Origin of the sequence: Streptomonospora salina (assembly GCF_014204715.1) — a bacterium.
GTDB lineage: Bacteria > Actinomycetota > Actinomycetes > Streptosporangiales > Streptosporangiaceae > Streptomonospora > Streptomonospora salina.
On record NZ_JACHLY010000001.1, the window covers coordinates 1,312,366 to 1,339,041 of the forward strand.

Annotated in this window: 16 protein-coding genes; 2 read left to right on the forward strand and 14 right to left on the reverse strand. The window is 71.9% G+C overall.

The features are described from left to right. Window positions 1-82: 82 nt before the first annotated feature. The 7 genes from HNR25_RS05925 to gatB all read right to left on the reverse strand — a co-directional run bounded on the left by HNR25_RS05925 (window position 83) and on the right by gatB (window position 13,064). Window positions 83-1,150, reverse strand: coding sequence for a 3-isopropylmalate dehydrogenase (locus tag HNR25_RS05925; protein ID WP_184633713.1), 1,068 nt, complete (start codon window positions 1,148-1,150; stop codon window positions 83-85). Window positions 1,151-1,873: 723 nt separating this feature from the next. Beyond that, complete coding sequence (gene serA / locus HNR25_RS05930) at window positions 1,874-3,466, reverse strand: phosphoglycerate dehydrogenase (RefSeq protein WP_184633714.1); 1,593 nt, start codon at window positions 3,464-3,466, stop codon at window positions 1,874-1,876. A 322-nt stretch (window positions 3,467-3,788) separates the two neighbouring features. After that, window positions 3,789-4,784, reverse strand: a complete 996-nt coding sequence (ilvC, locus tag HNR25_RS05935; RefSeq protein WP_184633715.1) for a ketol-acid reductoisomerase — start codon at window positions 4,782-4,784, stop codon at window positions 3,789-3,791. 136 nt (window positions 4,785-4,920) lie between these two features. After that, window positions 4,921-5,445, reverse strand: a complete 525-nt coding sequence (gene ilvN, locus HNR25_RS05940) for an acetolactate synthase small subunit (RefSeq protein ID WP_184633716.1) — start codon at window positions 5,443-5,445, stop codon at window positions 4,921-4,923. A 47-nt stretch (window positions 5,446-5,492) separates the two neighbouring features. Then, complete coding sequence (locus HNR25_RS05945; RefSeq protein WP_312862713.1) at window positions 5,493-7,349, reverse strand: acetolactate synthase large subunit; 1,857 nt, start codon at window positions 7,347-7,349, stop codon at window positions 5,493-5,495. Window positions 7,350-7,717: 368 nt separating this feature from the next. After that, complete coding sequence (locus HNR25_RS05950; protein ID WP_184633718.1) at window positions 7,718-10,420, reverse strand: putative bifunctional diguanylate cyclase/phosphodiesterase; 2,703 nt, start codon at window positions 10,418-10,420, stop codon at window positions 7,718-7,720. Between the two features lie 1,093 nt (window positions 10,421-11,513). After that, a complete protein-coding gene (gene gatB / locus HNR25_RS05955) occupies window positions 11,514-13,064 on the reverse strand; it encodes an Asp-tRNA(Asn)/Glu-tRNA(Gln) amidotransferase subunit GatB (RefSeq protein WP_184633719.1) in 1,551 nt (516 codons plus the stop codon). A gap of 772 nt (window positions 13,065-13,836) precedes the next feature. Here gatB and HNR25_RS05960 point away from each other — a divergent pair. Both HNR25_RS05960 and HNR25_RS05965 read left to right on the forward strand, forming a co-directional pair. After that, a complete protein-coding gene (locus HNR25_RS05960) occupies window positions 13,837-15,060 on the forward strand; it encodes a Cys-Gln thioester bond-forming surface protein (protein ID WP_184633720.1) in 1,224 nt (407 codons plus the stop codon). A gap of 479 nt (window positions 15,061-15,539) precedes the next feature. Next, the gene (locus tag HNR25_RS05965) at window positions 15,540-16,754 is read left to right on the forward strand and encodes a thioester domain-containing protein (RefSeq protein WP_246463527.1); all 1,215 of its coding nucleotides are present in this window, start codon (window positions 15,540-15,542) and stop codon (window positions 16,752-16,754) included. Between the two features lie 214 nt (window positions 16,755-16,968). On the opposite strand, the gene gatA is transcribed toward HNR25_RS05965, so the two are convergent. The 7 genes from gatA to mnmA form a co-directional block, all read right to left on the reverse strand. Beyond that, window positions 16,969-18,471, reverse strand: coding sequence for an Asp-tRNA(Asn)/Glu-tRNA(Gln) amidotransferase subunit GatA (gene gatA, locus HNR25_RS05970; protein ID WP_184633721.1), 1,503 nt, complete (start codon window positions 18,469-18,471; stop codon window positions 16,969-16,971). Next, window positions 18,468-18,767, reverse strand: coding sequence for an Asp-tRNA(Asn)/Glu-tRNA(Gln) amidotransferase subunit GatC (gene gatC / locus HNR25_RS05975; protein ID WP_184633722.1), 300 nt, complete (start codon window positions 18,765-18,767; stop codon window positions 18,468-18,470). The genes gatA and gatC overlap by 4 nt, the downstream gene beginning before the upstream one ends. A gap of 230 nt (window positions 18,768-18,997) precedes the next feature. Then, window positions 18,998-21,079 carry a putative bifunctional diguanylate cyclase/phosphodiesterase gene (locus HNR25_RS05980; RefSeq protein WP_184633723.1) on the reverse strand — a complete coding sequence of 694 codons (2,082 nt, stop codon included), beginning with the start codon at window positions 21,077-21,079 and terminating at the stop codon, window positions 18,998-19,000. A 364-nt stretch (window positions 21,080-21,443) separates the two neighbouring features. Beyond that, the gene (gene ligA, locus HNR25_RS05985; RefSeq protein WP_184633724.1) at window positions 21,444-23,621 is read right to left on the reverse strand and encodes an NAD-dependent DNA ligase LigA; all 2,178 of its coding nucleotides are present in this window, start codon (window positions 23,619-23,621) and stop codon (window positions 21,444-21,446) included. Window positions 23,622-23,642: 21 nt separating this feature from the next. Beyond that, a complete protein-coding gene (locus HNR25_RS05990) occupies window positions 23,643-24,665 on the reverse strand; it encodes a methionine synthase (RefSeq protein WP_184633725.1) in 1,023 nt (340 codons plus the stop codon). A 149-nt stretch (window positions 24,666-24,814) separates the two neighbouring features. Next, window positions 24,815-25,363: a DedA family protein gene (locus HNR25_RS05995; RefSeq protein ID WP_184633726.1), complete on the reverse strand. Its 549-nt coding sequence runs from the start codon at window positions 25,361-25,363 to the stop codon at window positions 24,815-24,817. Window positions 25,364-25,515: 152 nt separating this feature from the next. Further along, a complete protein-coding gene (gene mnmA / locus HNR25_RS06000) occupies window positions 25,516-26,601 on the reverse strand; it encodes a tRNA 2-thiouridine(34) synthase MnmA (protein ID WP_184633727.1) in 1,086 nt (361 codons plus the stop codon). Between the last annotated feature and the right edge of the window lie 75 nt (window positions 26,602-26,676).

Sequence of the window (26,676 nt, forward strand, 5' to 3'; positions counted from 1 at the left end):
GCCCGCCGCGTGGAACCCTTCCGGGGCCTGCGCACCCGGCCGTGCCGATCGCCGAATCAGCAGGGCCGAGGCGCGGCGCGGCTCAGCCCTGCCCGGCTACTCGCTTGGCGATGTCATCGCCGACGGCCGACGTGGAGCGCTCGTCGGCGGCTCCCTCGGCGCGCACACGCAGGTCCGCGGACACGGCCTCCTCGACCTTGCGGGCGGCGGCGTCCAGGCCGAGGTGGTCGAGCATGATGACCGCCGACAGCACGGTGGCGGTGGGGTCGGCCTTGCCCTGCCCCGCGATGTCCGGCGCCGAGCCGTGCACGGGCTCGAACATGCTCGGGAAGTCGTCCTCGGGGTTGATGTTGCCGCTGGCGGCCATCCCGATGCCGCCGGCCACGGCCGCCCCGAGGTCGGTGATGATGTCGCCGAAGAGATTGTCGGTGACCACCACGTCGAAGCGCTGCGGCTGGGAGACGAAGAACATCGCGGCGGCGTCGACGTGGGTGTAGTCGACCGAGACCGCGGGGAAGTCCGGGGCGACCTCGCGCACGACGCGCTGCCACAGTTCGCCGGCGTAGGTCAGCACGTTGTCCTTGTGCACCAGTGTGAGCTTCTTGCGCGGGCGCTGGGCGGCCTTGGCGAAGGCGTAGCGCACCACTCGCTCCACTCCCAGGCGGGTGTTGACGCTGTCCTGGGTGGCGATCTCGTCGGGCGTGCCCTTGCGCAGGACGCCGCCCATGCCGGCGTAGGGGCCCTCGGTGCCTTCGCGCACGACGAGCATGTCCATGTCTTCGGGGCGCACGCCCGCCAGCGGGGTATCCACGCCGGGGTACAGCCGCACCGGCCGCAGGTTGACGTAGTGCGAGAAAGCGAAGCGCAGCCGCAGCAGCAGGCCGCGCTCCAGCACGCCGCTGGGCACACTGGGGTCGCCCACCGCGCCCAGGAGGACGGCGTCGTGGCCGCGCAGTTCCTCTTCGACCGAGTCGGGCAGCGTCTCGCCGGTCGCGTGCCACCGGCGGGCGCCGAGCTCGTACTCGGTGGTTTCGACGGCGATGTCGTGCTCGGAAGCGGCGGCGGTGAGGACCTTGAGTCCCTCCGCCACCACCTCGGGGCCGATCCCGTCGCCGGGGATGACGGCCAGATTCACGGTGCGCGCAGCCATTAGCAGCCCAGCCCCTACTCAGCTCTTCGGTCTCGTCGGAACGGTCCCGGCACGGGGCGGCCCGGGTCGGCGCGAACCCGAGCTCCTCTCACATGCTGAGACCCCAGACAACGTCTGGTGAGACAAGACTAGCGCCCCGAGGGACCTCCGTTGTCGCGGCGGTCCAATGCGACCTGGACCGCCTCGGCGGCGTCGGCGGAATCGGTGTCGGCGGGTGCGGGCGTGGTGTCGTACACGGCTCTCCTCCACACGGATGCGTCCGCGGCCCGGCGGGACCGCGGTACAGAGCTGGTCCCGATCACCGGCGGATCCGGCGCGGGACCCGGGGCGCCGGTGCGCACGGCACGGGCGGCGGATCACCGAACGGGTGGATCGGTCGGTCCGGGACCGCAGACTTCCGCGGCGGGCGTCGGCGCGGACAGCGGACGAGGAGCGCACATGTCCCCGGCGCGGGTGGTGCCGAGCGGCCGCGGTCCCCGGTGTCGTGGGCCGGCCGTGCGCGGGGCGTCGGCGGCGATCTCGCCGCGCGCCCATCTCTTAGGACGACAGACTATCGGACGTCCGAACAACCCGCCAGCCCGCATCGGCCGGGCACGGACCGGCGGAGAGTCCGCGGCACCGGACCGGGGCCCGAAAAACGCTGAGGGCCGTCCGCGCACGCGCGGACGGCCCTCAGCGCACTCGCGGCGCCCCCGGCTCAATCGGGGCGCCGCGGGGCCGGTATCAGTCCTCCAGGTTGACCTGGCGGGTCTGCGACGCCTGGATCTCGCCGGAGATCTCCTCCAGGATCGGGCCGGGGACCTCGGAGTCGACGGTCAGCGTAATCAGCGCCGTCCCTCCCTCGGTGTCCCGGCTGACCTGCATGCCGGCGATGTTGACCTGAGCCTCGCCCAGCAGCGCGCCGACCTTGCCGACGATGCCGGGGCGATCGTGGTAGGAGAGGAACGCCATGTGCTCGTTGACGGGGATCTCCATGCTGTAACCGTTGATCTCCACGAGCTTCTCGTGGTGGCGCGGACCGGTCAGCGTGCCCGAGGCCGACACCTTCTGGCCGTCGGGCAGCACCCCGCGCACGGTGATCAGGTTGCGCCAGTCGGAGTTGTCGTCGCTGGTGACCAGGTTCACCTCGACGCCGCGCTCCTTGGCCAGCAGCGGCGCGTTGACGAAGGTCACCGATTCCTCGACCACGTCGCCGAAGACGCCCTTGAGGGCCGCGAGCTCCAGCACCTTGACGTCGTGGGCGGCGATCTCGCCGCGGACCTCGATGTCGATGCGGTCGGCGACCCCGCGGGCCAGCGACGTGAAGATGCGGCCGAGCTTCTCGGTCAGCGGCAGGCCCGGCTTGACGTCCTCGGCAACAGCGCCGCCCTGCACGTTGACGGCGTCGGGCACGAACTCGCCGGACAGCGCCAGCTTCACCGAGCGGACGACCTGGGTGCCCGCCTTCTCCTGGGCCTCGGCGGTGCTGGCACCCAGGTGGGGCGCCACCACGACGTCGTCCTCGAACTCGAACAACGGACTGTCGGTGCAGGGCTCGGAGGCCCACACGTCGATGCCGGCGCCGGCTACGCGGCCTTCCTTGAGGGCGCGGTAGAGCGCGTCCTCGTTCAGGATGCCGCCGCGCGCGGCGTTGATGATGCGCACGTCCGGCTTGACCTTGGCCAGCGCCTCGTCGCCGATGAGACCGATGGTCTCCTTGTTCTTGGGCAGGTGGATCGTGATGTAGTCGCTGCGCCGCAGCAGTTCGTCGAGGCTGACGAGCTCGACGCCCATCTGCGCGGCGCGGGAGGGCTGCACGAACGGGTCGTAGGCGACGATGTGGGTGCCGAAGGCCGCGAGCCGCTGGGCGACCAGCTGGCCGATACGGCCCAGGCCGACCACGCCCACGGTCTTGTCGTAGACCTCGACGCCGGTGTATTTGGAACGCTTCCACTCGCCGTTGATCAGCGCGTTGTGCGCGGGCGCGGTGTTGCGCGACGTCGCCAGCAGCAGGTTGATGGCCTGCTCGGCGGCGCTGATGATGTTGGACGTGGGGGCGTTGACGACGAGGACTCCGGCCTTGGTCGCCGCGTCGACGTCGACGTTGTCCAGCCCCACCCCGGCGCGCGCCACGACCTTGAGCCGGGGGGCGGCGGCCAGCGCCTCGGCGTCGACCTGCGTCGCGCTGCGGACGATCAGAGCGTCGACGTCTTCGAGGGCGGGCAGCAGCTCGGACCGGTCGGCGCCGTTGGCGTGGCGGACCTCGAAGTCGCCTTCCAGCAGCGCGAGACCGGCGGGGGAGAGTTCTTCCGCGACGAGAACGGAGGGCTTAGACACAGCTTGCATCCTTATTCGGGTTGCGGCGTGGCCGCGTTTTCGCGGCTGGTCCTTTCCCACTTCGGTGGGCTCGTTCGGTTGTGACGGCCACGAAAAGTCTAGTGCGCCGGTGGGTTTCGCTCGGGAAAGGGGGTACCGCAACGCCCCGGAAAAGCGCCGTGACCAGGGATGGCGAGCGGCCCTGAGGCGGCCGCGCGGCGCCGGGGCCGCCGTAGCGGGCCACCCGGTGGCGGCCCGTCCTCCGCACGGGCGGGCCGCTCCCGCGCCCCGCCCGTGCGGAGGCGGGGCGGCGGGAGCGGCCGGTCGTCGAGGCGGCCCGGGATCAGCCCTGCAGCCAGCTCATCAGCGGGCGCAGTTCGGCGCCGACCTTCTCGATCGGCTCGCTCTGCTCGGCCTCGCGGCGCTTGAGGAACGCGGGCCGGCCGGCGTCGAACTCGGCGACCATCTCCCGGGCGTAGCTGCCGTCCTGGATCTCCGAGAGCACGCGGCGCATCTCTTCGCGGGTCTGCTCGGTGACGATGCGCGGGCCGCGGGTGTAGCCGCCGTACTCGGCGTTGTCGGAGACCGACCAGTTCATCTTGGAGATGCCGCCCTCGTACATGAGGTCGACGATGAGCTTGACCTCGTGCAGGCACTCGAAGTACGCGACCTCGGGCTGGTACCCGGCCTCGGTCAGCGTGGAGAATCCGGCCTTGATCAGCTCGGACAGGCCGCCGCAGAGCACGGTCTGCTCGCCGAAGAGGTCGGTTTCGGTCTCCTCGGTGAAGGTGGTCTTCAGCGCGCCGGCGCGGGTGCCGCCGATGCCCTTGGCGTAGGACAGCGCCAGGTCCCAGGCCGAACCGGTGGAGTCCTGCTCCACCGCCACCAGCACCGGCACGCCGCGCCCTTCCTCGAACTGGCGGCGCACCAGGTGCCCGGGGCCCTTGGGGGCGATCATGGCGACGTCGACGTCGGAGGGCGGCTGGACGAGGCCGTAGCGGATGCTGAAGCCGTGGCCGAAGAACAGCGCGTCGCCGGCCGTGAGGTGGGGCGCGATCTCGTCGTTGTAGAGGTCGCGGTGGATGTGGTCGGGCACCAGCACCACGATGAGGTCGGCTTCCTCGGCGGCCTGGGCCGGAGTCACCACGCGCAGGCCGGCCTCTTCGGCCTTCTGGCGGCTCTGGGAGCCTTCGGCGAGGCCGATGCGCACGTCCACGCCGGAGTCCCGCAGCGACAGCGCATGCGCGTGCCCCTGGCTGCCGTACCCGATCACGGCGACGGTGCGCCCTTGGATGACGCTGAGATCGGCGGCGTCGTCGTAGTACATCTCTGCTGCCACTTCGGCCTACTCCTTGTGTGTATGGAAAACGTGTGTCGTGCGGTTTCGGGCGGGATCCGCCGCGCACCGGGACGCGCGGCGGGTGCGGAACCACGTCCGGCGGGCCGCGCCTTGTGGGTGCGGGCCGTGCCGGGGCTCACGCGCTGCGTTCTACCGCGCGCAGCGAGCGGTCGGTGATGGACCGGGGGCCGCGGCCCAGCGCGACCAGACCCGATTTCACCAGTTCCTTGATGCCGAACGGTTCGAGGTTGCGCACCAGCGCGTCGAGCTTCTCCGGTTTGCCGGTCGCCTCAAGCACCACGACGTCGGGTCCGACGTCGACGATGTTGGCGCGGAACAGCTCTGCCGTCTGGATGACGGCGGTACGGTTGGCGGCGTCGGCCTTGACCTTGGCCAGCAGGAGCTCCCTGCGGACCGAGGCGTCGTTGTCCATCTCGACGATCTTGATGACGTTGACCAGCTTGTTGAGCTGCTTGGTCACCTGCTCCAAGGGGTGGTGGTCGCAGTTGACCACGATCGTCATGCGGGACAGGCCCTCGTATTCGGTGGTGCTGACGCTGAGCGAGTCGATGTTGAACCCGCGCCGCGAGAACAGCGCCGAAGTCCGGGCGAGTATGCCGGGGGTGTCTTCCACGAGGACGGAAAGGGTGTGCTGGCTCATGGTGAAATCGTCGCCTCTTTCGTGAACCTGACCGGTACCCGGTCCTTCTAGTCCTCGTCGTCGTCCCAGTCGGGCGCCATGTCGCGCGCGTACTGGATGTTGTCGTTGCTGGTTCCGGGACCGACCATGGGCCAGACCATCGCGTCGTGGTTGACGGAGAAGTCCACGACCGCCGGCGCGTCCTCGACGGCCATCGCCTTGTCGATCGCGGCGTCGACGTCCTCGGCCCGCTCGCAGCGCAGCCCGACACAACCGTACGCTTCGGCCAGGCGCACGAAGTCGGGAACGCGGACCTTCTCGTCGCGCGGCGCGGTCTGCAGGTCGGTGTTGGAGTAGCGGCTCTCGTAGTAGAGGGTCTGCCACTGGCGGACCATGCCGAGATTGCCGTTGTTGACGACGGCGACCTTGATCGGGATCTGCTCGATAGCGGCGGTGGCCAGCTCCTGACTGGTCATCTGGAAGCAGCCGTCGCCGTCGACGGCCCACACGGTGCGGTCGGGGTCGCCGACCTTGGCGCCGATCGCGGCGGGCACGGAGAAGCCCATGGTGCCCAGGCCGCCGGAGTTGACGAATGTGCCGGGCTTCTCGTAGCCGATGAACTGGGCGGCCCACATCTGGTGCTGGCCGACGCCGGCGACGTAGGTCGCGTCGGAGCCGACGTTCGCGCCGAGGCGCTCGATGACCTGCTGCGGGGAGAGGGTGCCGTCGTCGGGCGCGTCGTAGCCCAGCGGGTAGACCTCGCGCAGCCGGTCCAGCTGCGACCACCAGGCCTCGTACTCGCCCTGGAGGCCGGAGGCCTGGTCGTTGCGCACCGCCACGACCAGGTCGGCGATGACCTCGCGGCAGTCGCCGACGATGGGCACGTCGGCGTGGCGGTTCTTGGAGATCTCGGCGGGGTCGATGTCGGCGTGGACGATCTTGGCGTCGGGGGCGAAACTGTCGAGCCGCCCGGTGACGCGGTCGTCGAAGCGGGCTCCCAGAGCGACGATCAGGTCGGCCCTCTGCAGCGCCCCCACGCCCGCGACGGTGCCGTGCATCCCCGGCATGCCGACGTTCTGCGGATGGCTGTCGGGGAAGACGCCGCGCGCCATGAGCGTGGTGGTGACCGGAGCCCCGGTCAGCTCGGCCAGCACGCGCAGCTCCTGTGCGGCGCCCGACCGCACCACGCCGCCGCCGACGTAGAAGACGGGCCGGTGTGCCTCGGCGATCATCCGGGCGGCTTCGCGCACCTGCTTTCCGTGCGGCTTGGTGACCGGCCGGTACCCGGGCATGTCCAGCTTCTGCGGCCAGGCGAACCCGGTGGTGGCCTGCAGCGCGTCCTTGGCGATGTCGACGAGGACGGGTCCGGGGCGCCCGGAGGAGGCGATGTGGAAGGCCTCGGCGATGGTGCGCGGTATGTCCTCGGCGCGCTTGACCAGGAAGTTGTGCTTGGTGATGGGCATCGTGATGCCGCAGATGTCGGCTTCCTGGAATCCGTCGGTGCCGATCATCGGGGTAGCCACCTGCCCGGTGATGGCGACCATGGGCACCGAGTCCATGTGGGCGTCGGCGAGAGGGGTCACGAGGTTGGTCGCACCGGGGCCGCTGGTGGCCATGCAGACACCGGGGCGCCCGGTGGCGTAGGCGTAGCCCTCGGCTGCGTGGCCGGCCCCCTGCTCATGGCGCATGAGGATGTGCCGCACGTTGGCCGAGTCGTAAAGGGGGTCGTAGGCGGGGAGGATCGCCCCGCCGGGGATCCCGAAAACCACGTCGACACCGGCATGCTCCAGTGACCTGATGAGCGATTGCGCTCCGGTCATCTGCTCGGTCATCACAAGATCCTTCGGAGAGGGCTCGTCGTCGGGAGGTGCTTGAGCAACAAAAAACCCCCCACCGCCAGTGCGGTTGGAGGGCGCGCGCAGCAGGAGACTCGGTCAGCTGGCTGCGCGCCGACCAAGTACGAGAATGAAGAAGAAGTCGCTCTGCACGGTCACAACAATGGCCGAGCGGACATACGCCCGTCAACTGAAACGCAAACTTATCTCACCATACGAGACATCCGGATCATCATACGAGTGCGACCCAGGTCACAGGCATGCCTGTGCGCAGCGGGAATCGATCCGGGGGCATCGGAATTCCACTATTCGGCACCCCGCGGGCATTGTGCATGATTCTTCGGGATCGCCCGAAGGTTCCCCGCGGGCCCCGCCGCCGGTGTCCGCCGCCACGCGCGGCGGACACCGGCGGCGGTACGCGCCGCACGGAACCGCACAGCGCCGCACCGGCGGAAGCCCTACAGCGGTATACCCGCCTCGCCGCCCACGAGAGCCTCCACGCCCTCGGCCACCATGGGGCGGGCCACCAGGAAGCCCTGACCGTACCCGCAGCCCATCGTGCGCAGCTGCTCCAGCTGCTCGCTGCGTTCGATGCCCTCGGCGACCACCTGGACGCCCAGGTCCTGGCCGAGCCGGATGATGGTGTGGGTCAGCAGGGTGACGGTGCCGTCGTCGCCCAAGTCCCGGATGAACGACGGGTCGATCTTGATGGTGTCCACCCGCAGCTCGCGCAGATGCGCCAGCGACGCGTACCCCATCCCGAAGTCGTCGATGGCCAGGCGCACGCCCAGCCGCCGCAGCTCGGCAAGCCGCTCCACGGCCTCGCCCTGGCCCTCCAGCACGACCTCCTCGTCGACCTCCATGGTCAGCACCTCGGCGGGCAGCCCGCTGTCGGCGAGCACCCCGGCGACCGTCTCGACGAACCGCGGCGCCAGGACCTGCTTCACCGACAGGTTCACCGACAGCGTGATGTCCCACTCCGAGGCGCGCCACAGCGCGACCTTCGCGCAGGCCTCACGCAGGATCCACTCCCCCAGCGGCGCTATCAGCCCCGATTCCTCGGCCGGACCGATGAACCCCTCCGGAAGCACCCGCTCGCCGCCGTGCTGCCAGCGCACCAGCGCCTCCACGCCGGTCACCTGGGAACTCTCCAGATCCACCACCGGCTGGTACTCCAGCAGGAACTCCCCGTTGGCCAGCGCCTGGCGCAGCTGCGTCTGCAGCTCCAGCCGGCCCACCACCTTGGCGTGCATGTCGGCGGCGTAGATCTCCAAACGGCCGCCGCCGCCCAGCTCCTTGGCCCGGGCCAGCGCCATGTCGGCGTTGCGCAGCAGCTCGCCGCTCTCCGTACCCGGCTCGGCGAACGCCACCCCCGCGCTCGCCGACAGCACCACCTCGCGGTCGGCCACCTGGAACGGGTCGGCGCTGATCGCCCGCACCAGCCGCTCGGCGAAATCCACGATGTGCTGTGCGGTGGAGCTGTGCTCGATCAGCACGGCGAACTCGTCGCCGCCCCACCGCGCCAGAGTGAACCCGGAGTCGGTGGTGGCGCGCAGCCGCCGCCCCGCCTGGGCGAGCAGGTAGTCGCCGAACGTGTGCCCGGCGGAGTCGTTGACCGCGGTGAACCCGTCCAGGTCGAGGAAAACCGCCGCGATCTCCCCGCCGCCCTGGCCGCGCTCGCGGCGCACCAGCACCTCGCGCGCACGCTCCTCCAGGTAGGCGCGGTTGGGCAGGCCGGTGATCCCGTCGTGGAAGGTGAGGTGGTTGACCTGGTCCTCCAGCGCCACCTGGGTGCTGATGTCGCGCGTGGTCACCAGCAGCCGGTCGGGCTCGCCGGGCTGCTCGTACAGCGAGGCGGTGGACTCGGTGTGCCGCCAGGTGCCGTCGCCGGCGCGCACCCGCAGCCGCAGGTGGATGCCCTCGCCGCCGCTGCGGTCGAACGACGCCATCGTCCGCTCGACCCGCGGCAGGTCCTCCGGGTGCACGATCGACGTGACGGGGTCGGTGAGCACGTCGTCGAGCCGATAACCGAACGCCTCGGCCGCCCCCGGGCTCACGTAGAAGATCCGGCCGTCGAAGTCGAGGATCAGGATGACGTCGCCGCTGTTCTTGGCGAGCTCGTGGAAGTGCTGTTCGCGAGTGTGCACCATCCGCGACAGCGTCGCGTTCTCCTCCAGCAGCCCGCTCATCCGCACCAGCAGCACCACCACCGCCGAACCGGCAGCCAGCGGCAGCACCGCCGCCAATCCGTCGACGCGCAGCGCCCCGATGGTCAGCACCACCGCGGCCACGAACAGCGCGCCGAACGCGGCGATCTCGGGGGCGAAGCGGTAGAGCCCGCGCCCGGTGATCGTGCGCGGGCGGGCTCCGGCGCGATCACGGACCAGCCACGGCAGGCTGCCCAGCAGGGCGAAGCCCAGGAACCGCACCGGGTACTCGATGCCGCCCGCGGGCAGCATCCCGGTCAGCCGCGTCACCGCGCCGATGAGGTCGGCGCCGCAGATGATCACGAACGCGCCGATCGCCAGCAGTACCGCGCGGCGGGTGCTGTGCGGCGACGTGAACACCAGCGGAGCCAGCAGGCACAGCACGACGATGTCGGCCACCGGGTAGACCAGCGCGAAGGCGAGGAACCCCCCGCTTTGACCCAGCTCGCTGTACAGGGGCGCGAACAGCAGCAGCCACACGATCGAGAACAGGGCCGCGGCGCACACGTAGCTGTCGGTGACGTGGCGGATGACCGGCCGGAAACCGCGCGGCAGCGGCGCGAAGCGGGTGAACCCCGCGACGAACAGCGGCAGGGCGACCAGCGAGAACAGGTCGCCCAAGCTCAGCGAGACCGCCGCGTCGGTACTCAGCAGGCCGGTGACGGCGTAGACGAGCGCGCCGGCGCTCCAGGCCGCCGCGGCGAACCCGAGCAGGCGCAGCGCCCCCGCGCCGTCGGCGCCCTCGGAGTCGGCCTCGCTGTCGGCATCCGTGATCGTCCTGCGGCGCGACGCGTACAGCAGTGAAACGGCGGCGCCCGCCGCCGCGACGGCGGGGGGCCACGACCCCAGCCATGCGGTCAGTGTGGTCTCGCCGACGCCGACGAGCGCGCCCAGCGCGTAGACGAGCGCGAGGACGACGATGGCTCCCAGCCAGATGCGCGAATCGGCCTTCATCGCAGCGCTCCCGAACATGCGCTGAAGGCCGGGTGGGCGGCGGGTCCCACCGCGGCAACCGTGATCATCACTGGTAGGGCGCCTCGTTCGCGGCTTGCGGGCCGCGGCGAAGGCACCCGCCTCCTTCCGGAATGCGTGCCCTGTACGAGTCGTGCGGACCGTCTCGGCCCTGCAGGGCGGATCTGGGGGATGACCGGGGGCGCACCCCCGGAGGACGCCGCAGCGGCCTGCGCGTGCGGCCGGTCGTGTGCCGCCGCGCACCGGGCCCGTGCCCGGCCCGCCCCGCAGGGCAGGAGGTGCGGTAAGGGCGCCCGGATGCCGGCGCGTTCGGCGAAGCGGTCAACGAAGGGCTCCTCCTCCCGCACGGCCGGCGCGCGACAGCCGGGTCCGGCCCGCGGGGCCGGGCCGCGGTCTCGGGGCCCGCCCTGTCCGGCGCCGGGGCGTCGACGGCGGGAACCGGCGATGTCGCCCCGGGCCGCCCGCTCCGCGACGGGGAGCGGCTCGGGCACGCCGCCGGGACGCCGAATCGCCGACCGCGCGACCGCCGGTGCCTCCGGTTCCCGCGCAGTCAGGCTAGTCACCCAAGGTCACGATGAGGTAGAGATGCAGCAGAGACACGGCGACAACCCGGTCACCGTCCGTGATACACCCACGTCGCGCGGCAGACACGCGCCCACCGCCGCGGCACTCCCCGTGTTCAACGGCTCCCCCTGGTTTCCCGCAACCGTGCACAGCTCGGCGGCTCCCCCGAACCGGTCGTCCTACCGCGTCCGCCGCGTAGCGGGCTCGCGTGAAACCGGCACGCCGCCGACGCGGTCGGCCGTCCGGCCCCGCCCGGGCGGACGCTACCGCTCCCGCGACGCGGATGCGACTTCCGCCACCGGCCCCGGGCGGACGGACACACCCCCGGCCTCTCTAGGACGCGGACACGGCCGCCGGCATCCCCCACCCGCGGCCCCGGAGACGAGGCCGTGTCGACCGCGTGCCGCGGACGTGCAGCCGAACCTGGGCGCCCACCTCCGCCGCCGCTCCCGGAAGGCCGGGCAACGGCGGCGTGCACCGCATGCGGTGCACGCCGCCGGGTTCGGCACCGTCACTGGGCGCCGAGGCGCTCCAGGATCAGTTCACGGGCGCGACCGGCGTCGGCCTGCCCCTTCGTCGCCTTCATCACCGCGCCGACGAGCGCGCCGGCCGCCGCGACCTTCCCACCGCGGACCTTGTCGGCGGCGTCGGGGTTGTCGGCGACGGCCTGGTCGACGGCGGCCCCCAGCGCGGAATCGTCGCTGACGACCTTCAGACCGCGCGCCTCGACCACCGCGTCGGGATCACCCTCGCCGGCGAGCACACCTTCGACCACCTGGCGGGCGAGCTTGTCGTTGAGCGCGCCCTCAGCCACCAGAGCCGCCACACGGGCCACCTGGCCGGGCGTGATCGCCAGCGCCGCCAACTCGACCTCGGCCTCCGTGGCACGGCGGGACAGCTCGTTGAGCCACCACTTGCGTGCCTCGTCCGGGGTGGCCCCGGCATCGACCGTGGCGGCGACGAGGTCGATCGCCCCGGCGTTGACCAGGTCGCGCAGCTCCTCGTCGGCGAGGCTCCACTCGGCCTTGACCCGGGCGCGCTTGGCGGCGGGCAGCTCGGGCAGCCCCGCGCGCAGCCGCTCGATCCACTCGCCACCGGGGGCGACCGGCACGAGGTCGGGATCGGGGAAGTAGCGGTAGTCCTGAGCCTCCTCCTTGCTTCGGCCCGATACGGAGCCTCCGGTGTTCTCCTGGAAGTGCCGGGTCTCCTGCACGACCCGCTCGCCCGCACCGAGGACGCCCGCCTGGCGCTCGATCTCCGAGCGCACCGCGCGCTCCACCGAGCGCAGCGAGTTGACGTTCTTGGTCTCGCTGCGCGTGCCCCACGCGTCGGCGCCGCGCGGCATCAGCGAGACGTTGACGTCGCAGCGCAGGGACCCCTCCTCCATGCGCACGTCGGAGATGCCCAGCGAGCGCACCAGGTCGCGCAACTCGGTGGCGTAAGCGCGGGCCGCCTCCGGGGCGAGGTCGCCGGTGTCCTCGATCGGCTTGGTGACGATCTCCAGCAGCGGGATGCCCGCACGGTTGTAATCGACGATGGAGTAGTCGGCACCGTGGATGCGGCCGGTCGCGCCGCCCATGTGGGCGGTCTTGCCGGTGTCCTCCTCCATGTGCACACGCTCGATCTCCACCCGGATCTCGCGCGGGCCGTCGGGCGTGTCGACGGTGACGTCGAGGTAGCCGTCGGTGCACAGCGGCTCGTCGTACTGGGAGATCTGGTAGTTCTTCGGCATGTCGGGGTAGTAATAGTTCTTCCGCGCGAAGCGGCACCACGACGCCACCGAGCAGTTCAGCGCCAACCCCAGCCGGATCGCGCTCTCCACCGCGGTCCCGTTGACCACCGGCAGCGCCCCGGGCAACGCCAGGCACACCGGGCAGACCTGGGTATTGGGTTCGGCGCCGAAGGTCGTGGAGCAGGAGCAGAACATCTTCGAGGCCGTGCCCAGCTCGACATGGGTCTCCAGCCCCAACACCGGCTCATAGGAGCGCATCGCGTCGTCGAAGGCCACGGGGGCCGGACCGGCACCGCTCGTGGCAGGGCTACTCGTTACCGCGCCAACCATCGCCGCAACCCGTTTCCTTATCCGAAATCCGTATCCGTAGGGGTCCGCACCGGCGGCCCCGGACGGGACCGCCCCGCAACCCGCGCGTCGCGGTCCCGCGGCGGCACAACCGCCGAGAGGTGCGCCGTGCCCGCCTGCGAGCAGGCCGCGGACCGCCCCTTGCAGCCTACCGATGCACGCGGAGGAGCGGGGACACGCCCGCCCGTCACCCACCACCACCCTTCGCACGAGACGCTCCGCGCCACCCCCACACCGGTCACCCACCACCACCCTTCGCAGGAGACGCTCCGCGCCACCCCCACACCGGTCACCCACCACCACCCTTCGCAGGAGACGCTCCGCGCCACCCCCACACCGGTCACCCACCACCACCCTTCGCAGGAGACGCTCCGCGCCACCCCCACACCGGTCACCCACCACCACCCTTCGCACGAGACGCTCCGCGCCACCCCCACACCGGTCACCCACCACCACCCTTCGCACGAGACGCTCCGCGCCACCCCCACACCGGTCACCCACCACCACCCTTCGCACGAGACGCTCCGCGGTCCGCCCGTTCCCGCTGAGCGATCGGCCGGACACGCACACGGGCCGCGATGTCACGGCCTGCGCACGATTCGACGTCACCTCGTCGCACATCCCCGGGCCGAGAGCCGGGACGCGGTTAATCTGAATGCGCTCGCGCAGGTCCGCCGGTATCCGGCGGCGCTCTGCACGCCCGTGCCCGCCCCGGTCCCGCACCGGCCCGCTCCTCGGGGAGGGATCGCGCCCCATGCCCGGACTCGTGCGGCGATTCCTCGCCGCGGCCACCGCGGCGCTCGCCGTCGCGGCAGGCGTGCCCGCTCCGGCCACGGCCCAGGACCTGTCGCGTGTGGCGCCCGAGACCGAAAAGGGCGCCACACTCCGGCTCGACGGAGGCGAAGCCGCCACGACGTCGCTGTACCGGCTGACCGTGGACGGCGACGGCTCGGTCCAGGCCTACTGCGCCGACATCAGCACCAGCGTGAACAGCCAGGCGGCCTATGCCGAGGCCGAATGGGGCTCCGGCACGGCGCCGCAGGCCGACTCCTCCACACCGGGAGCGGTCGCCTGGATCACCGAGAACTCCTACCCGAACGTGGGGATGGAGCGGCTGCGCGAGGAGAGCGGTGTACGCGGCATCGGCCGGCGCCAGGCGATCGCCGCGACCCAAGCCGCGATCTGGCACCGCACGAACGGCGTCGAGCTCAAGCGCGGCTCCGAACGCGGGCCCGGAAACGCCGCGCAGATCACCGGGCTCTACGACTACCTGGTGCGGGGGGCGCGGGCGCACACCGGCGAGGTACCGGCGTCCGCGCTGGAACTCGCGCCCGGCCGGATCGAGGGCGCCGACCCGGACGCGCCGATCGGGCCGCTGACCGTGCACACCACCTCGCCCGGCCCGGTGGCGGTATGGGTGCAGGGCGCCGACGACGGACAGCTCACCGGCGCCGGGGGCCGCGCCCTCGACCTCGTCCAGGACGGCGAGGAGTTCTTCCTGGCGCTTCCCTCGGAGGCGCCGGCGGGCGTGGCCACCGTCTACGCGAAAGTGACCGACGCCCGGATTCGGCCGGGCCGGCTGTTCGGCGGCAAGGACGGGGTCGAGACCCAGCCGCTGGTGACCGCCGGCTCCGCCGTATCCACGGCCACGGCCGCGGTCAAGGTCGACTGGGCGGCCCACACCGGCGCGACCGACGCGCAACCGGATCCCGCTCCCTCCGCGTCGGTACCCGCCACCGCCGCTGCGCCCGGTGTCGGCGGGTCCGCCTCGGCCGCGCCTTCGGCTCCGCCGACGCCGACGCCGACACCGCAGGCGTCGGCGTCGCCCAGCGGGGTGGTCGTCGCCGAGGACCGCCGCCCCGACGGACACCTCGCGCATACGGGCACGTGGCTGGGGCCCGTGATCGCCGCCGGGCTGATCCTCGTGGCCGCCGGCGCCGCGGGGCTGTATCTGGCTCGGCGGCGCCGCACGATGTGACGTTCGGCGTCGTTCCGGGAGTGGTTTCGGATGACAGAGTGGCCACCTGCGGCCAATGTTTCTCCGATTCCCGACGGTCGGATGGCCGGTCGTCCTACCTGTTCCGCGCTCCGGCGGACCGGCGCCGAACACGAACACACAGGTCCCGGGCGGTACACGGGCCCTCGACGACCTCCGATACCCACGAACGCCCGGATAACGGACAGGGCAAAACAACTCCACTATCCCTGACGGAACGGGTTGGAAGACCCGAACCGGGTCGCTAGGATCAGCCCTGCGGTAGACGAGAAATCGCCGTCGCGGCCCCCGCTACCGTCCTCGGCGATCGACGCACCACGCCCCACGGCGTCCGATCCACGTCGGCCGAACACCGCACCAGCCGTCGGCGTCGACGCGCCCCTGGTCGGCCGAACACCGTTCGCATCGCGAAGCGCGAACGCCGCATAGTCCGGTTTCCCCTATATCCACCGGGACACGATTTGAGCGTAACGAGTCACCTCCTGCCCGACACGCGCAGCAGCCGCGCGGTCACCAAAGCCGCCGCCACCGTCGCGGCCGCCACCCTCGCCCTCGGCCTCACCGCCGCCCCGGCCGCCGCTGAAGGCGTCGAGGGTGAATACGTCGGCAACGCCGAAGGTGGCCACAACGTGGCGACCAAGGGCGGCGCCGAGATCGGCACCAAACTCTTCAAGCTGGAGCTCGACGACGGCACGGTCCTGCGGACCTACTGCATCGACTTCGAGACCGGGATCGTCGGCGGTGCCAAGTACGAAGAGGACGCCTGGGACAACTACCCCGGCAAGGGCGACTTCGCCGCGCCGGCCAAGGTCCACTGGGTGCTGCAGAACAGTTTCCCGAAGGTCGACGTGGCCACTCTGGCAGACGAGTCCGAGGTCGACGGGCTCACCGAGAAGGACGCCGTGGCCGGCACTCAGGCCGCCATCTGGCACTTCAGCAACGACGTCGACTTCGGCGACAAGGGCAACGACCCCGAGGTCAAGGCGCTCTACGACTACCTCGTCGGCGACGCCCAGGACGAGGCCCAGAGCCAAGAGCCCGAGATGTCGCTGAGCATCACGCCGCAGCAGGCCGAGGGCACGGCCGGCGAAACCGTCGGCGAGTTCCTGCTGGAGACCAGCGCCGACGGCGTCCAGGTCGACCTGGACAGCCCTGAGGACGTCGCATTGGTCGACCTCGACAACGGCGAGCCGATCGAGGGTGCCTTCACCGACGGCACCGAGTTCGGTGTGCAGGTTCCCGAGGACGCCGATGCCGGCGCCGCTGAGCTTTCCGCCTCGATCTCCACCGAGCTGCACATGGGGCGCCTGTTCAAGGGGTCCGAGCAGGAGACCCAGACCCTCATCTCGGCCGAGCAGAAGACCGTCTCCGCCGACACCGCGGCGGCGGCCAGCTGGAGCGCAGCCAGCGAGCCCAGCCCGAGCCCGTCGCCCAGCGAGAGCACCGAGCCGCCCTCGAGCCCGTCGCCCTCGGAGACCCCGGACGACAAGCCCACCCCGTCGGAGTCCGCCGAGGCCCCGCCTGAGGACGACGAGGACGACGACGAGGCGGACGGCGGCCTGCCGGTCACCGGTGCCGCGCTCGGCGGCCTGGTCGCCGCAGCCGTCGCCGCTCTGGGTGCCGGTGCCGCGGTCATGTACCTGAGCCGCAAGCGCCGCACCTCCTCCATCGGCTAAGACCGGCCCCGACCGGTTCCGACGGATCCGGCCCCGTCCCCGGAGTCCCGGGGTCGGGGCCGGAGGCGCCCGTCGCCGCGACCACGCGGCGGCGGGCGCTTCGCATGGGCGGGACCGGGCCCCGCCCCGGTCCCGCCGCCGCACGGCGAAGGGCGCCCGGTTCCTGCGGGAACCGGGCGCCCTTCGCGCCACGAGCCGGGACGGGCTCCGGCGGCTACACCGCCAGCGCGTCCTGCGACAGCAGCGGGCCGCCGCGCCGCTCGCCGAGGGCCGCCTCGACCGCCGCACCCACGCGGTAGGTGCGGTCGTCGGCCAGAGCGGGAGCCATGATCTGCAGCCCGACCGGAAGGCCGTCCTCCGGCGCGAGGCCGCAGGGCACCGACAGCGCGGCGTTGCCCGCCAGGTTCGTCGGGATGGTGCACAGGTCGGCCAGGTACATCGCCATCGGGTCGTCGGCGCGCTCGCCGATGGGGAAGGCCGTGGTGGGCGCCGTGGGCGAGACCAGCACGTCGACGTTGTCGAACGCGGCGTCGAAGTCGCGCTTGATCAGGGTGCGCACCTGCTGGGCGGAGCCGTAGTAGGCGTCGTAGTAACCGCTGGACAGCGCGTAGGTGCCCAGCATGATACGCCGCTTGACCTCGGGGCCGAACCCTTCGGCGCGGGTCAGCGACATGACCTCTTCGGCGCTGCGGTTGCCGTCGTCGCCCACGCGCAGGCCGTAGCGCATGGCGTCGAAGCGGGCCAGGTTGGAGGAGCACTCGCTGGGCGCGATCAGGTAGTAGGCCGAAAGCGCTGCGTCGAAACTCGGGCAGGAGACGTCGACGACCTTGGCGCCCAGCGACTCCAGCAGCTCCACCGACTCCTGGAAGCGCTGCCGGACGCCCGCCTGGTAGCCCTCGCCGCCCAGCTCCCGGACCACGCCCACCCGCAGGCCGTCCACGTCGGCCCGGCGGGCCGCCTCGACCACGGGCGGCACGGGGGCGTCGACCGAGGTGGAGTCGTGCGGGTCGTGTCCGGAGAACGCCTCGTGCAGCAGCGCGGCGTCCAGCACGGTACGGGCGATCGGGCCCGGCGTGTCCAGGGACGACGCGAAAGCGATCAGCCCGTGGCGCGACGAGCCGCCGTAGGTCGGCTTGGCGCCGACCAGGCCGCACACCGCCGCCGGCTGGCGGATGGATCCGCCCGTGTCGGTCCCGGTGGCGAAGGGCGCCTCGTAGGCGGCGACCGCCGCCGAAGAGCCGCCCGAGGAGCCGCCGGGGATGCGGTCGAGGTCCCAGGGGTTCCGGGTGGCGCCGAACGCGGAGTTCTCCGTGGAGGAACCCATGGCGAACTCGTCCATGTTGGTTTTGCCCAGGATCACCATGCCGGCCTCCCGCAGGCGCGCGGTGACCGTGGCGTCGTAGGGCGGGTGCCAGTCTTCGAGGATCCGGGAGGCCGCCGTGGTGGGCATGTCCACGGTGGTGAAGACGTCCTTGTGGGCCACCGGCACGCCCGCCAGGGGGCCGGGGTCCTCGCCGGCCGCGATCCGCTCGTCGACGTCGCGGGCCCGGTCCAGCGCGGCCTCGCGGTCCAGGTGGAGGTAGGCGTGCACGTCGCCCTCGACGTCGGCGATGCGGTCGAGGTAGGCGGTCGCGGCCTCGACCGCGGTGGTCGCACCGGAGCGGACGGCCTCACCCAGCTCCGCGGCGCTCTTGTGCAGCAGGTCGGTGGCGCTCACTGCTCCTCCCCCAGGATCTGCGGAACGCGGAAGCGCTGGTCCTCCACCGCGGGCGCACCCGCCAGCGCCTGGTCGGGCGTGAGCCCGGGGAGGTCCTCGTCGGGGCGGTAGACGTTGGTCAGCGGCAGGGCGTGCGAGGTCGGCGGGATGTCGCCCTGGGCGACCTCCTGCACCTTGGCCACGGACGAGATGATCTCGTCGAGCTGGGCGGCGAGCTGGTCCAGCTCGTCCTCGCGCAGCGCCAGCCGCGACAACCGGGCGAGGTGCGCGACCTCATCGCGGGTGATGGCGGACATGTAGGCAAACCGTTTCTTCGGCGGAATCGGACGTGTCGGCTCCGCAGAGCCGCCGGGTGGGGCCGCGCACCGCGGCGCGGACCGGTGGCCGGGCGGCTCGGTGGATTCGGACAGCTCAATCCTATTGCCGCTGGAACGGCGCCGGGCGCGCTCCGGGCCACGCGCCTCATCCGGCGCGGGACGCCCCGGAGGCTGCGGCGACCGGATTCGGATGGTTCCCGGAGGACGCCTCACGCCGAGCGGGTGTGCTCTTCGCTGGAGGCGGGGGCGATGTAGCTCGCGGGCGGTTCCAGACCGCCGTGTTCGACCAGCCAGCCGACCACGTCGCCGGCCTGCAGCGGAGCGGCGAAGTAGCGGCCCTGAGCGGCGTAGCAGCCCATGGAGCGCATGTCGTCGACCACACCCTGGGACTCGACCCCCTCGGCGACGGCGCGCATGCCGAGGGTGCCCACCAGGTCCACCGCCGACTGCACGATCAGGTGGCCGTCGGGGTCGGCGAGGCTGCGCCGGACGAAGGACTCGTCCATCTTGATCTCGTCGACGGGCAGGCCGTTGAGGCGCGCGAGGGTGAAGTAGCCGGTGCCGAAGTCGTCCAGCACCAGCGCGACGCCCAAGTCGGCCAGCGCCAGCATGGTGGGCGTGATCGCGTCGGCTTCGGCGACCATCACGCGTTCGCTGATCTCCAGGCGCAGGGCCCGAGGGGCCACGCCGTGCCGGCGCAGGGCGGCGGCGACGATGTCGGGCAGGGTGGGGTCGAGCAGTTCGCGCGCGGACAGGTTCACCGCCACGGGCAGCCGCACGCCCTCGTCCCACCAGCGGGCGATCTGGGGCAGCGTGCGTTCCAGGACCTCGTGGGTGAAGCTGCGCATCAGGTAGGACTGCTCGACCAGTGGGACGAAGTCCTCGGGATTCAGCACGCCGCGCTGGGGGTGGTTCCAGCGCACCAGCGCCTCCAGCCCGACGGCGCGCTGATCGGCCAGTCCCATCTTGGGCTGGTAGTGCATCAGCAGCTCGTCGTCGACCAGGGCGCGGCGCAGCTCGCCGAAGAGGCTGAGACGGGCCGTGGAGTTGCGGTCCTTATCGGGCTCGTACAGCTCGACGCCGGTGCGGCGCTCCTTGGCGACGTACATCGCGACGTCGGCCCGCTGCATCAGCAACTCGAAGTCGGGTGCGTGGTTGGGGTAGAGGGCGATGCCGACGCTGGCTTCGAGGTCGAAGTCCATTCCGTCCAGGCGCATGGGCTCGGCCAGTGAGACCCGCAGGCGCGCGGCGACCTCGCGGGCGGAGGCGGCGTCGCGCACCTGCGGCAGCAGCACCGCGAACTCGTCGCCGCCCAACCGGGCCACCAGATCGCCGGGCCGCACGCTGTGCGTGAGCCGGCGCGCCACCGTCTGCAGCAACCGGTCGCCGGTGGGGTGGCCCAGCGTGTCGTTGACCTCCTTGAAGCGGTCGAGGTCCAGCAGCAGCAGGCCCACGCGGTTGCGCCGCTGCTGGGCCTCGGTGAGCGCCTCCTGGGTGCGCAGGATGAGCAGCTTGCGGTTGGCCAGACCGGTCAGTTCGTCGTGGTTGGCCTGGTGCTCGCGCTTCACCGACAGGGTGGCGCTGGTGTAGAGGGCGGCCAGCGGGAAGAAGAACAGCGGCACGAGCCAGATCTCGTGGGTCATCGACACCGACACGAGCGGGGCGAGGCTGAGCAGTACCCCGTGGACGAACAGGCGCTGGGTGAGGTCCTTGCGCAGGGTCGCCGCCATGGGGACGCGCTCGTGGACGGCCACGGCGGAGTCGACCAGTGCGAGGTTGCACACGAAGTAGACGGCACCGGCGAGGCCGACACCGGCCAGATCGGCGCCCGAAACCGGGCGGGGCGCGGCGGCCTCCTGCGACACCAGCAGGCTCAGCACCGCTTGGGCGACGCCGAAGCTGAGGACGTACTGGGCGATGTTGAACGCGACGCGGTGCGGGGCCTGGCCCCGGGCGACCCCGGCGATGACCGAAGCCACGGCCTGCACGAGGGCGGCGACGGGCAGGCCGAAGGAGACCAGCAGCGCGAACGAGAACGGCAGCGAGGTCGGGGCGCCCTGGTCGGGTGTACGGCGCGGCGACGCGATGGGGCGCAGCTCGCCGATCACCACCATGCACAGCATCAGCCAGACCAGCGGCATGGTGCTCAACTGCTGCAGCCGGTCCAGCCCGTAGAGGTAGAGCGAGGCACCCAGGAGCCCGCCTCCCGCCGTGGTGACGACGGCGAGGTAGAGCCACAGCGGCGTCCCGGTCCGGGGTCCGACGTCCCGGGTGCTGTTGGGATCCAACATAGACGTCCTCAGGGGGATTCACGGTGCCCGGCGCCGAGCTTGATCCCCCCGCGGCGCCGCGGCTTTCGGGTCGAAATCTGTCAACTCCTCCGGAGGGCGGTCCCCCATGACCGACCCGGTCGTTGCGTCTGCGATGCACAGTTACACCCGATCGATTCCGTTTTCAGCTTACGACCTTTCATAACCAGGTGTCGCCGACCGGGAACTTTCGGTAAAACGGGCGCCGCCTGGGACGATCGCCCGATTCACCCCGAAATACTGCGACACGTAGCCTAATGACAACGGATCGTAGACGCCACTACCTGCACGAACGCCGCCTACCGGCACAGGCGCGCGGACGCGCCGGACAGCGCTCTGCGTACGCTCAATCCGTATTCAGCCGGTGTTTCATGGCCGCATCCGGCCCGTCCCCGAGCAGTACGCGGAAACCGTCCTCGTCGAGGATCGGGACCGCCGCTTGCACCGCCTTGTCGTATTTGCTCCCCGGGTTGTCGCCGACCACGACGAACCCGGTCTTCTTGGACACCGAACCCGTCACCCGGCCGCCCCGCTCGGCGATGGCCTCCTTGGCCTCGTCACGGCTGAAACCGTCCAGCGACCCGGTAACCACCACCGTGGTGCTGTCGAGCGGCCGCGGCCCGCCGGCGCCCTCTTCTTCCATGCGCACCCCGGCCTCGCGCCATTTGCGGACGATCTCGCGGTGCCAGTCGACGTCGAACCACTCCCGCAGGGAGGCCACGATCGCCGGGCCGATCCCCTCGACCGCCGAAAGCTCCTCCTCGGAGGCTTCGGCGATCGCCTCGATCGAGCGGAAGTGGCGCGCCAGGTCCTCGGCGGCGCGCGGCCCCACGTGCCGGATCGACAGCGCCACCAGCACCCGCCACAGCGGACGCTGTTTGGCCTGCTCCAACTCCTCGAAGAGCTTTTCGACGGCCTTCTTCGGCTCGCCCTCCTTGTTGGCGAAGAAGGTCACGACCTTCGGTTCGCCGGTCTCGGGATCGCGTTTGGGCTCGGTGGTGTCGGGATCGAGGACCAGCGACCGGATCGGCAGCAGGTCCTCGACCGTCAGGTCGAACAGGTCGCCTTCGTCGCGCAGCGGCGGGGTCGCGGGCTCCAGCGGCTGGGTGAGCGCGGTGGCCGCCACATAGCCCAGTGCCTCGATGTCGAAAGCCTTGCGACTGGCGATGTAGGAAAGGCGCTCGCGGCGCTGGCCCGGACAGTCGCGGGCGTTGGGACAGCGCAGATCGACGTCGCCCTCCTTCTGCCGCCCCAGCGCGGTACCGCACTCCGGGCAGGCCCGGGGCATGGCGAACTCGTACTCGGAGCCGTCGCGCAGATCGGGCACCGGCCCCAGGATCTCGGGGATGACGTCGCCCGCCTTGCGCAGCACGACCGTGTCGCCGATGAGCACGCCCTTGCGGACGACCTCCTGCTCGTTGTGCAGGGTGGCGAACTCGACCTCGGAACCGGCCACCCGGACCGGTTCCATCACGCCGTAGGGGGTCACGCGGCCGGTACGCCCGACGTTGACCCGGATGTCGGTCAGGCGGGTGGTGACCTCCTCGGGCGGGTACTTGTAGGCGATCGCCCAGCGCGGGGCGCGGCTGGTGGAGCCGAGCCGGCGCTGCAGCGAGACGTCGTCGACCTTGATGACCACGCCGTCGATCTCGTACTCGGGGTCGTGGCGGTGCTCGGTGTAGTAGTCGATGTAGTCGCGGACCCCGCCGCGGGTGGACAGCACCCGGTAGCGGTCGCTGACCGGCAGCCCCCACTCGCGCAGCAGGTCGTAGACGTGGGACTGGTGGGTGAACTCCACACCGGCGTGGGCTCCCACGCCGTGCACGAGCATGCGCAGCGGGCGGGTTGCCGTGATGCGCGGGTCCTTCTGCCGCAGGGAGCCGGCGGCGCCGTTGCGGGGGTTGGCGAAGGGGGCCTTGCCCTCGTCGGCGAGCCGGGCGTTGAGCTCGTCGAACTCCGCGCCGGGCAGGAACACCTCGCCGCGGACCTCCAGCAGCTCAGGAGCGGCGCGCGCGGAGGTGCCGATCCGCTCGGGGATGCCGGCGATGGTGCGGACGTTGAGGGTGATGTCCTCGCCCACGCGCCCGTCGCCGCGGGTGGCGGCGCGCACCAGGCGCCCCTGCTCGTAGACGAGGTCGACGGCCAGGCCGTCGATCTTGAGCTCGCACAGGTAGGCGTCGATGGGGGCTTCGGCCTCGACGCGCTGCACCCAGGCCTCGAACTCCTCGGCCGAGAACGCGTTGTCGAGGCTCTGCATCCGCTCCAGGTGCTCGACCGGTGCGAAGTCGACGCTGACGGGCGCGCCGACCTTCTGCGTCGGCGAGTCCCGGGTGATCAGCGAGGGGTAGTGCGCCTCGATGCCGCTCAGCTCGCGCATGAGCGTGTCGTACTCGGCGTCGGAGACGATCGGCCTGCCCATGTAGTACCGGTAGCTGTGGTCGTCCAGCTCCTGACACAGCTGAGTGTGGCGCTCGCGCACCTCGGCGGGGACCCGGTCGTCAGCCGTCGGTTCCTGTGCGCTCACCCTCGGCCGTCCTTTCCGCTGTCACTGGCGCCGCGGCTCTTCGCGCAGCACTCGGGCCCCCTGGCGGCACGCCGCGAGCGCGGCGCGCGCGTAGTCGGGCGCGGCCCGACCCAGCCCGCAGGCGGGCGTGGCGACCACGGCGCGGGAGAGCGACTCGGGCGCGAACCCGATGCGGCTCCACAGGTCACGTACAGGGTCGACGTTAGCGCCCGGGTCGGACACATCACCGTCGGCACTCGCCACGACCCCCGCGAAAAGTCCCACACCGCTCTCGACCGCCGTGCCCACGTCGTCGTCGAGCGAGCGGCCGATCGCCGCGGTGTCCAGGCCCACGAAGCGGGCGCCCGAGCGCCGCAGGAGATCCACGGGCACGTCGGGGGCGCAGCAGTGGGCGCCGGGAACGGCGCCGGCCCCGGTCAGGGCGCCGAACAGCTCGCGCAGCCGCGCCTCGACGGTGACGCGGTCGGGCGCGGGCAACCGCCCGTAACCGCTGGCGGTGGGCACCGAGCCCGCCAGGACAGCGGGCAGTGACGGCTCGTCGACCTGGACGATCAGCTCGGCGCCGGGCACCCGCTTGCCCACTTCGCCGACGTGGGCGAGCACGCCCTCCAGGTGGGAGGCGGCAAGGTCGGCGACGGCGCCGGAGTCGGCCAGCAGCTTCTCGCCCGAGCGCAGCTCCACGGAAGCGGCCAGCGTCCACAGTCCGGCGGCCTGGATCTTCAACGGCCCCTCGAACCCCTGGGAGCACTCCTCCAGCGCGTCCAGGTCGCGGGAGAGGAGGCTGCGCGCCCGCTGCACGTCCCGGCCGGGCCGCTGGACCGCCCGCCATCCGGAAGGCCGGACCTCCAGCGGCAGATCCACCAGCATCCCGCCGGTGCGGCCGACCGTCTCCGCGCCGACGCCCCGCTCGGGCAGTTCGGGCAGGTGCGGCAGGTCGGGCAGCTCGCCGAACACGGTCCGCGCCGCCTCGTCGGGATCGGTGCCCGGGACGGACCCGACACCGGTGTAGCTCGCCTCCGGCCAGGGGTATCGCTGCTCAGTCACGCCCCCAGGCTACGGGGAACAGCGCGGGCGGCGGGCGGCCGCGCCGCCCCGGGCCCGCCCGGCCCGGTCGCCGCGGCCCGGGCGGCGGGTGTGCGGACGGTTCCCGGCGGGTGGTGCCGGCCGGAGCGGGAGCCGGCGGGCCGACGGGCTCAGGCCGATGCGTCGGGCGCGGTCGGGGCCGGAGCGGAATTCCCGGGGGCGTCGGCTGCGTCGGCACCGGCCGCGGGACTCCGCCGGCGCCGTCGGCGGACCAAGGCGGCGGAGGAGGCCGCCGTTGCGGCGGCGAGGACGACGGCGGCCGCAGCGAGGAAGGGCGAGCGCAGGAAGAGCTCCCACCACACGGCGATCACGGCGAGGCCGCCGAAGCTGTAGATGGCCGCCCATCCCGCGCAGCCGGGCAGCATGGCGGCCAGGTAGCGCCAGTAGGACATGCGCATGGCCCCGGCGGCCAGGTGGATGGCCGACTGGACGCCCACGGTGGCGTAGGAGGCGGTGACCACGGGCGGGCCGAAGCGGTTGATCATGCGCTCGGCGCGCGTGAGGCGGTCGCCGATGCGGTCGGCCGTCCGGGACCGGTGCAGGCCCGCCCCCACCCCGCGGCCGATCCAGTAGATGGTCTGCGTGCGCGCGAAGGCGATGGCGAACAGCGCGGCGTAGACGATCCAGAAGGGGCGGCCGTCCAGGAACCCGTAGTCCATCGCATCCCTCCGTCGCCTCGCCGTACCGACGCACGGAACTATGCTATGCCTAACCTAACTTCCGACGACAGGGCCGGGGAGGCGGTGTGGCCGAGGCCGCCCTCGGCGCGGGCGCCGGGCGGTGCCCGGGGCCGGGCCGAGGGCGCGGGTCCTCAGGAGGCCGGGACGGGCTCGCCGCTGTGCGCAGTGGCCGCGATGGTGCCCGAACCCAGGACGGTGTCGCCGTCGTAGAGCACCGCCGCCTGGCCCGCGGCCACGCCCGTGGCGGGCTCGTCGAGGCGGACCGCGAGCTCGCCGTCGCGCTGCACCGCGGTACAGGAGTACACCTCGCCGTGGGCACGCAGCTGCACCGTGCAGGCCGTGGGCTCGGCGAAGGGCTCACTGCCGCTCCACACCGGGCGTTCGGCGGTGATCTCGTCGACCTGCAGCGCATCGCGCGGACCCACCGTGACCGTGTTCTCCACCGGCTCGATGGACAGCACGTAGCGGCGCTCGGCGGCCCCGCCGAGGTTGAGCCCCTTGCGCTGGCCGACCGTGTAGGTGTGCGCACCCTGGTGCGTGCCCAGCACCTCGCCGGACTCGTCCTTGATCGGGCCGGGCTCCCCGCCCAGCCGGTCGTTGAGGAACCCCGCGGTGTCGCCGTCGGCGATGAAGCAGATGTCGTGGCTGTCGGGCTTGTCGGCCACCGCCAGCCCGCGGTCGTCGGCCTCGGCGCGGACCTCGTCCTTGGTGCAGTCGCCCAGCGGGAACATGGCGTGGGACACCTGCTCGCGGTCGAGCACGCCCAGCACGTAGGACTGGTCCTTGTCGGGGTCGACGCTGCGGCGCAGGCGTCCGTCGGCCTTGCGCACGTGGTGGCCGGTGCACACGGCGTCGAAGCCCAGCGCGACCGCGCGGTCCAGCACCGCCTCGAACTTGATCTTCTCGTTGCAGCGCAAGCACGGGTTGGGGGTGCGCCCCGCCGCGTACTCCGCCACGAAGTCCTGCACGACGTCGCGGTCGAACTCCTCGGCCATATCCCACACGTAGAACGGGATGCCGATGATGTCGGCGGCCCGCCGGGCGTCGCGGGAGTCCTCGGCCGTGCAGCAGCCGCGCGCGCCGGTGCGGTAGGACTGGGGATTCTTGGAGAGGGCCAGGTGCACGCCGGTGACGTCGTGGCCGGCCTCGGCGGCCCTGGCCGCGGCGACCGCGGAGTCGACGCCGCCGGACATGGCGGCCAGTACACGCAAAGTCATAGCGCCTCCCAGACTATGCGCCCGCACGCCCTCGTCTCGACCAGCGTTCCCGCGGCCCGGCGCGCGCACCCGGGC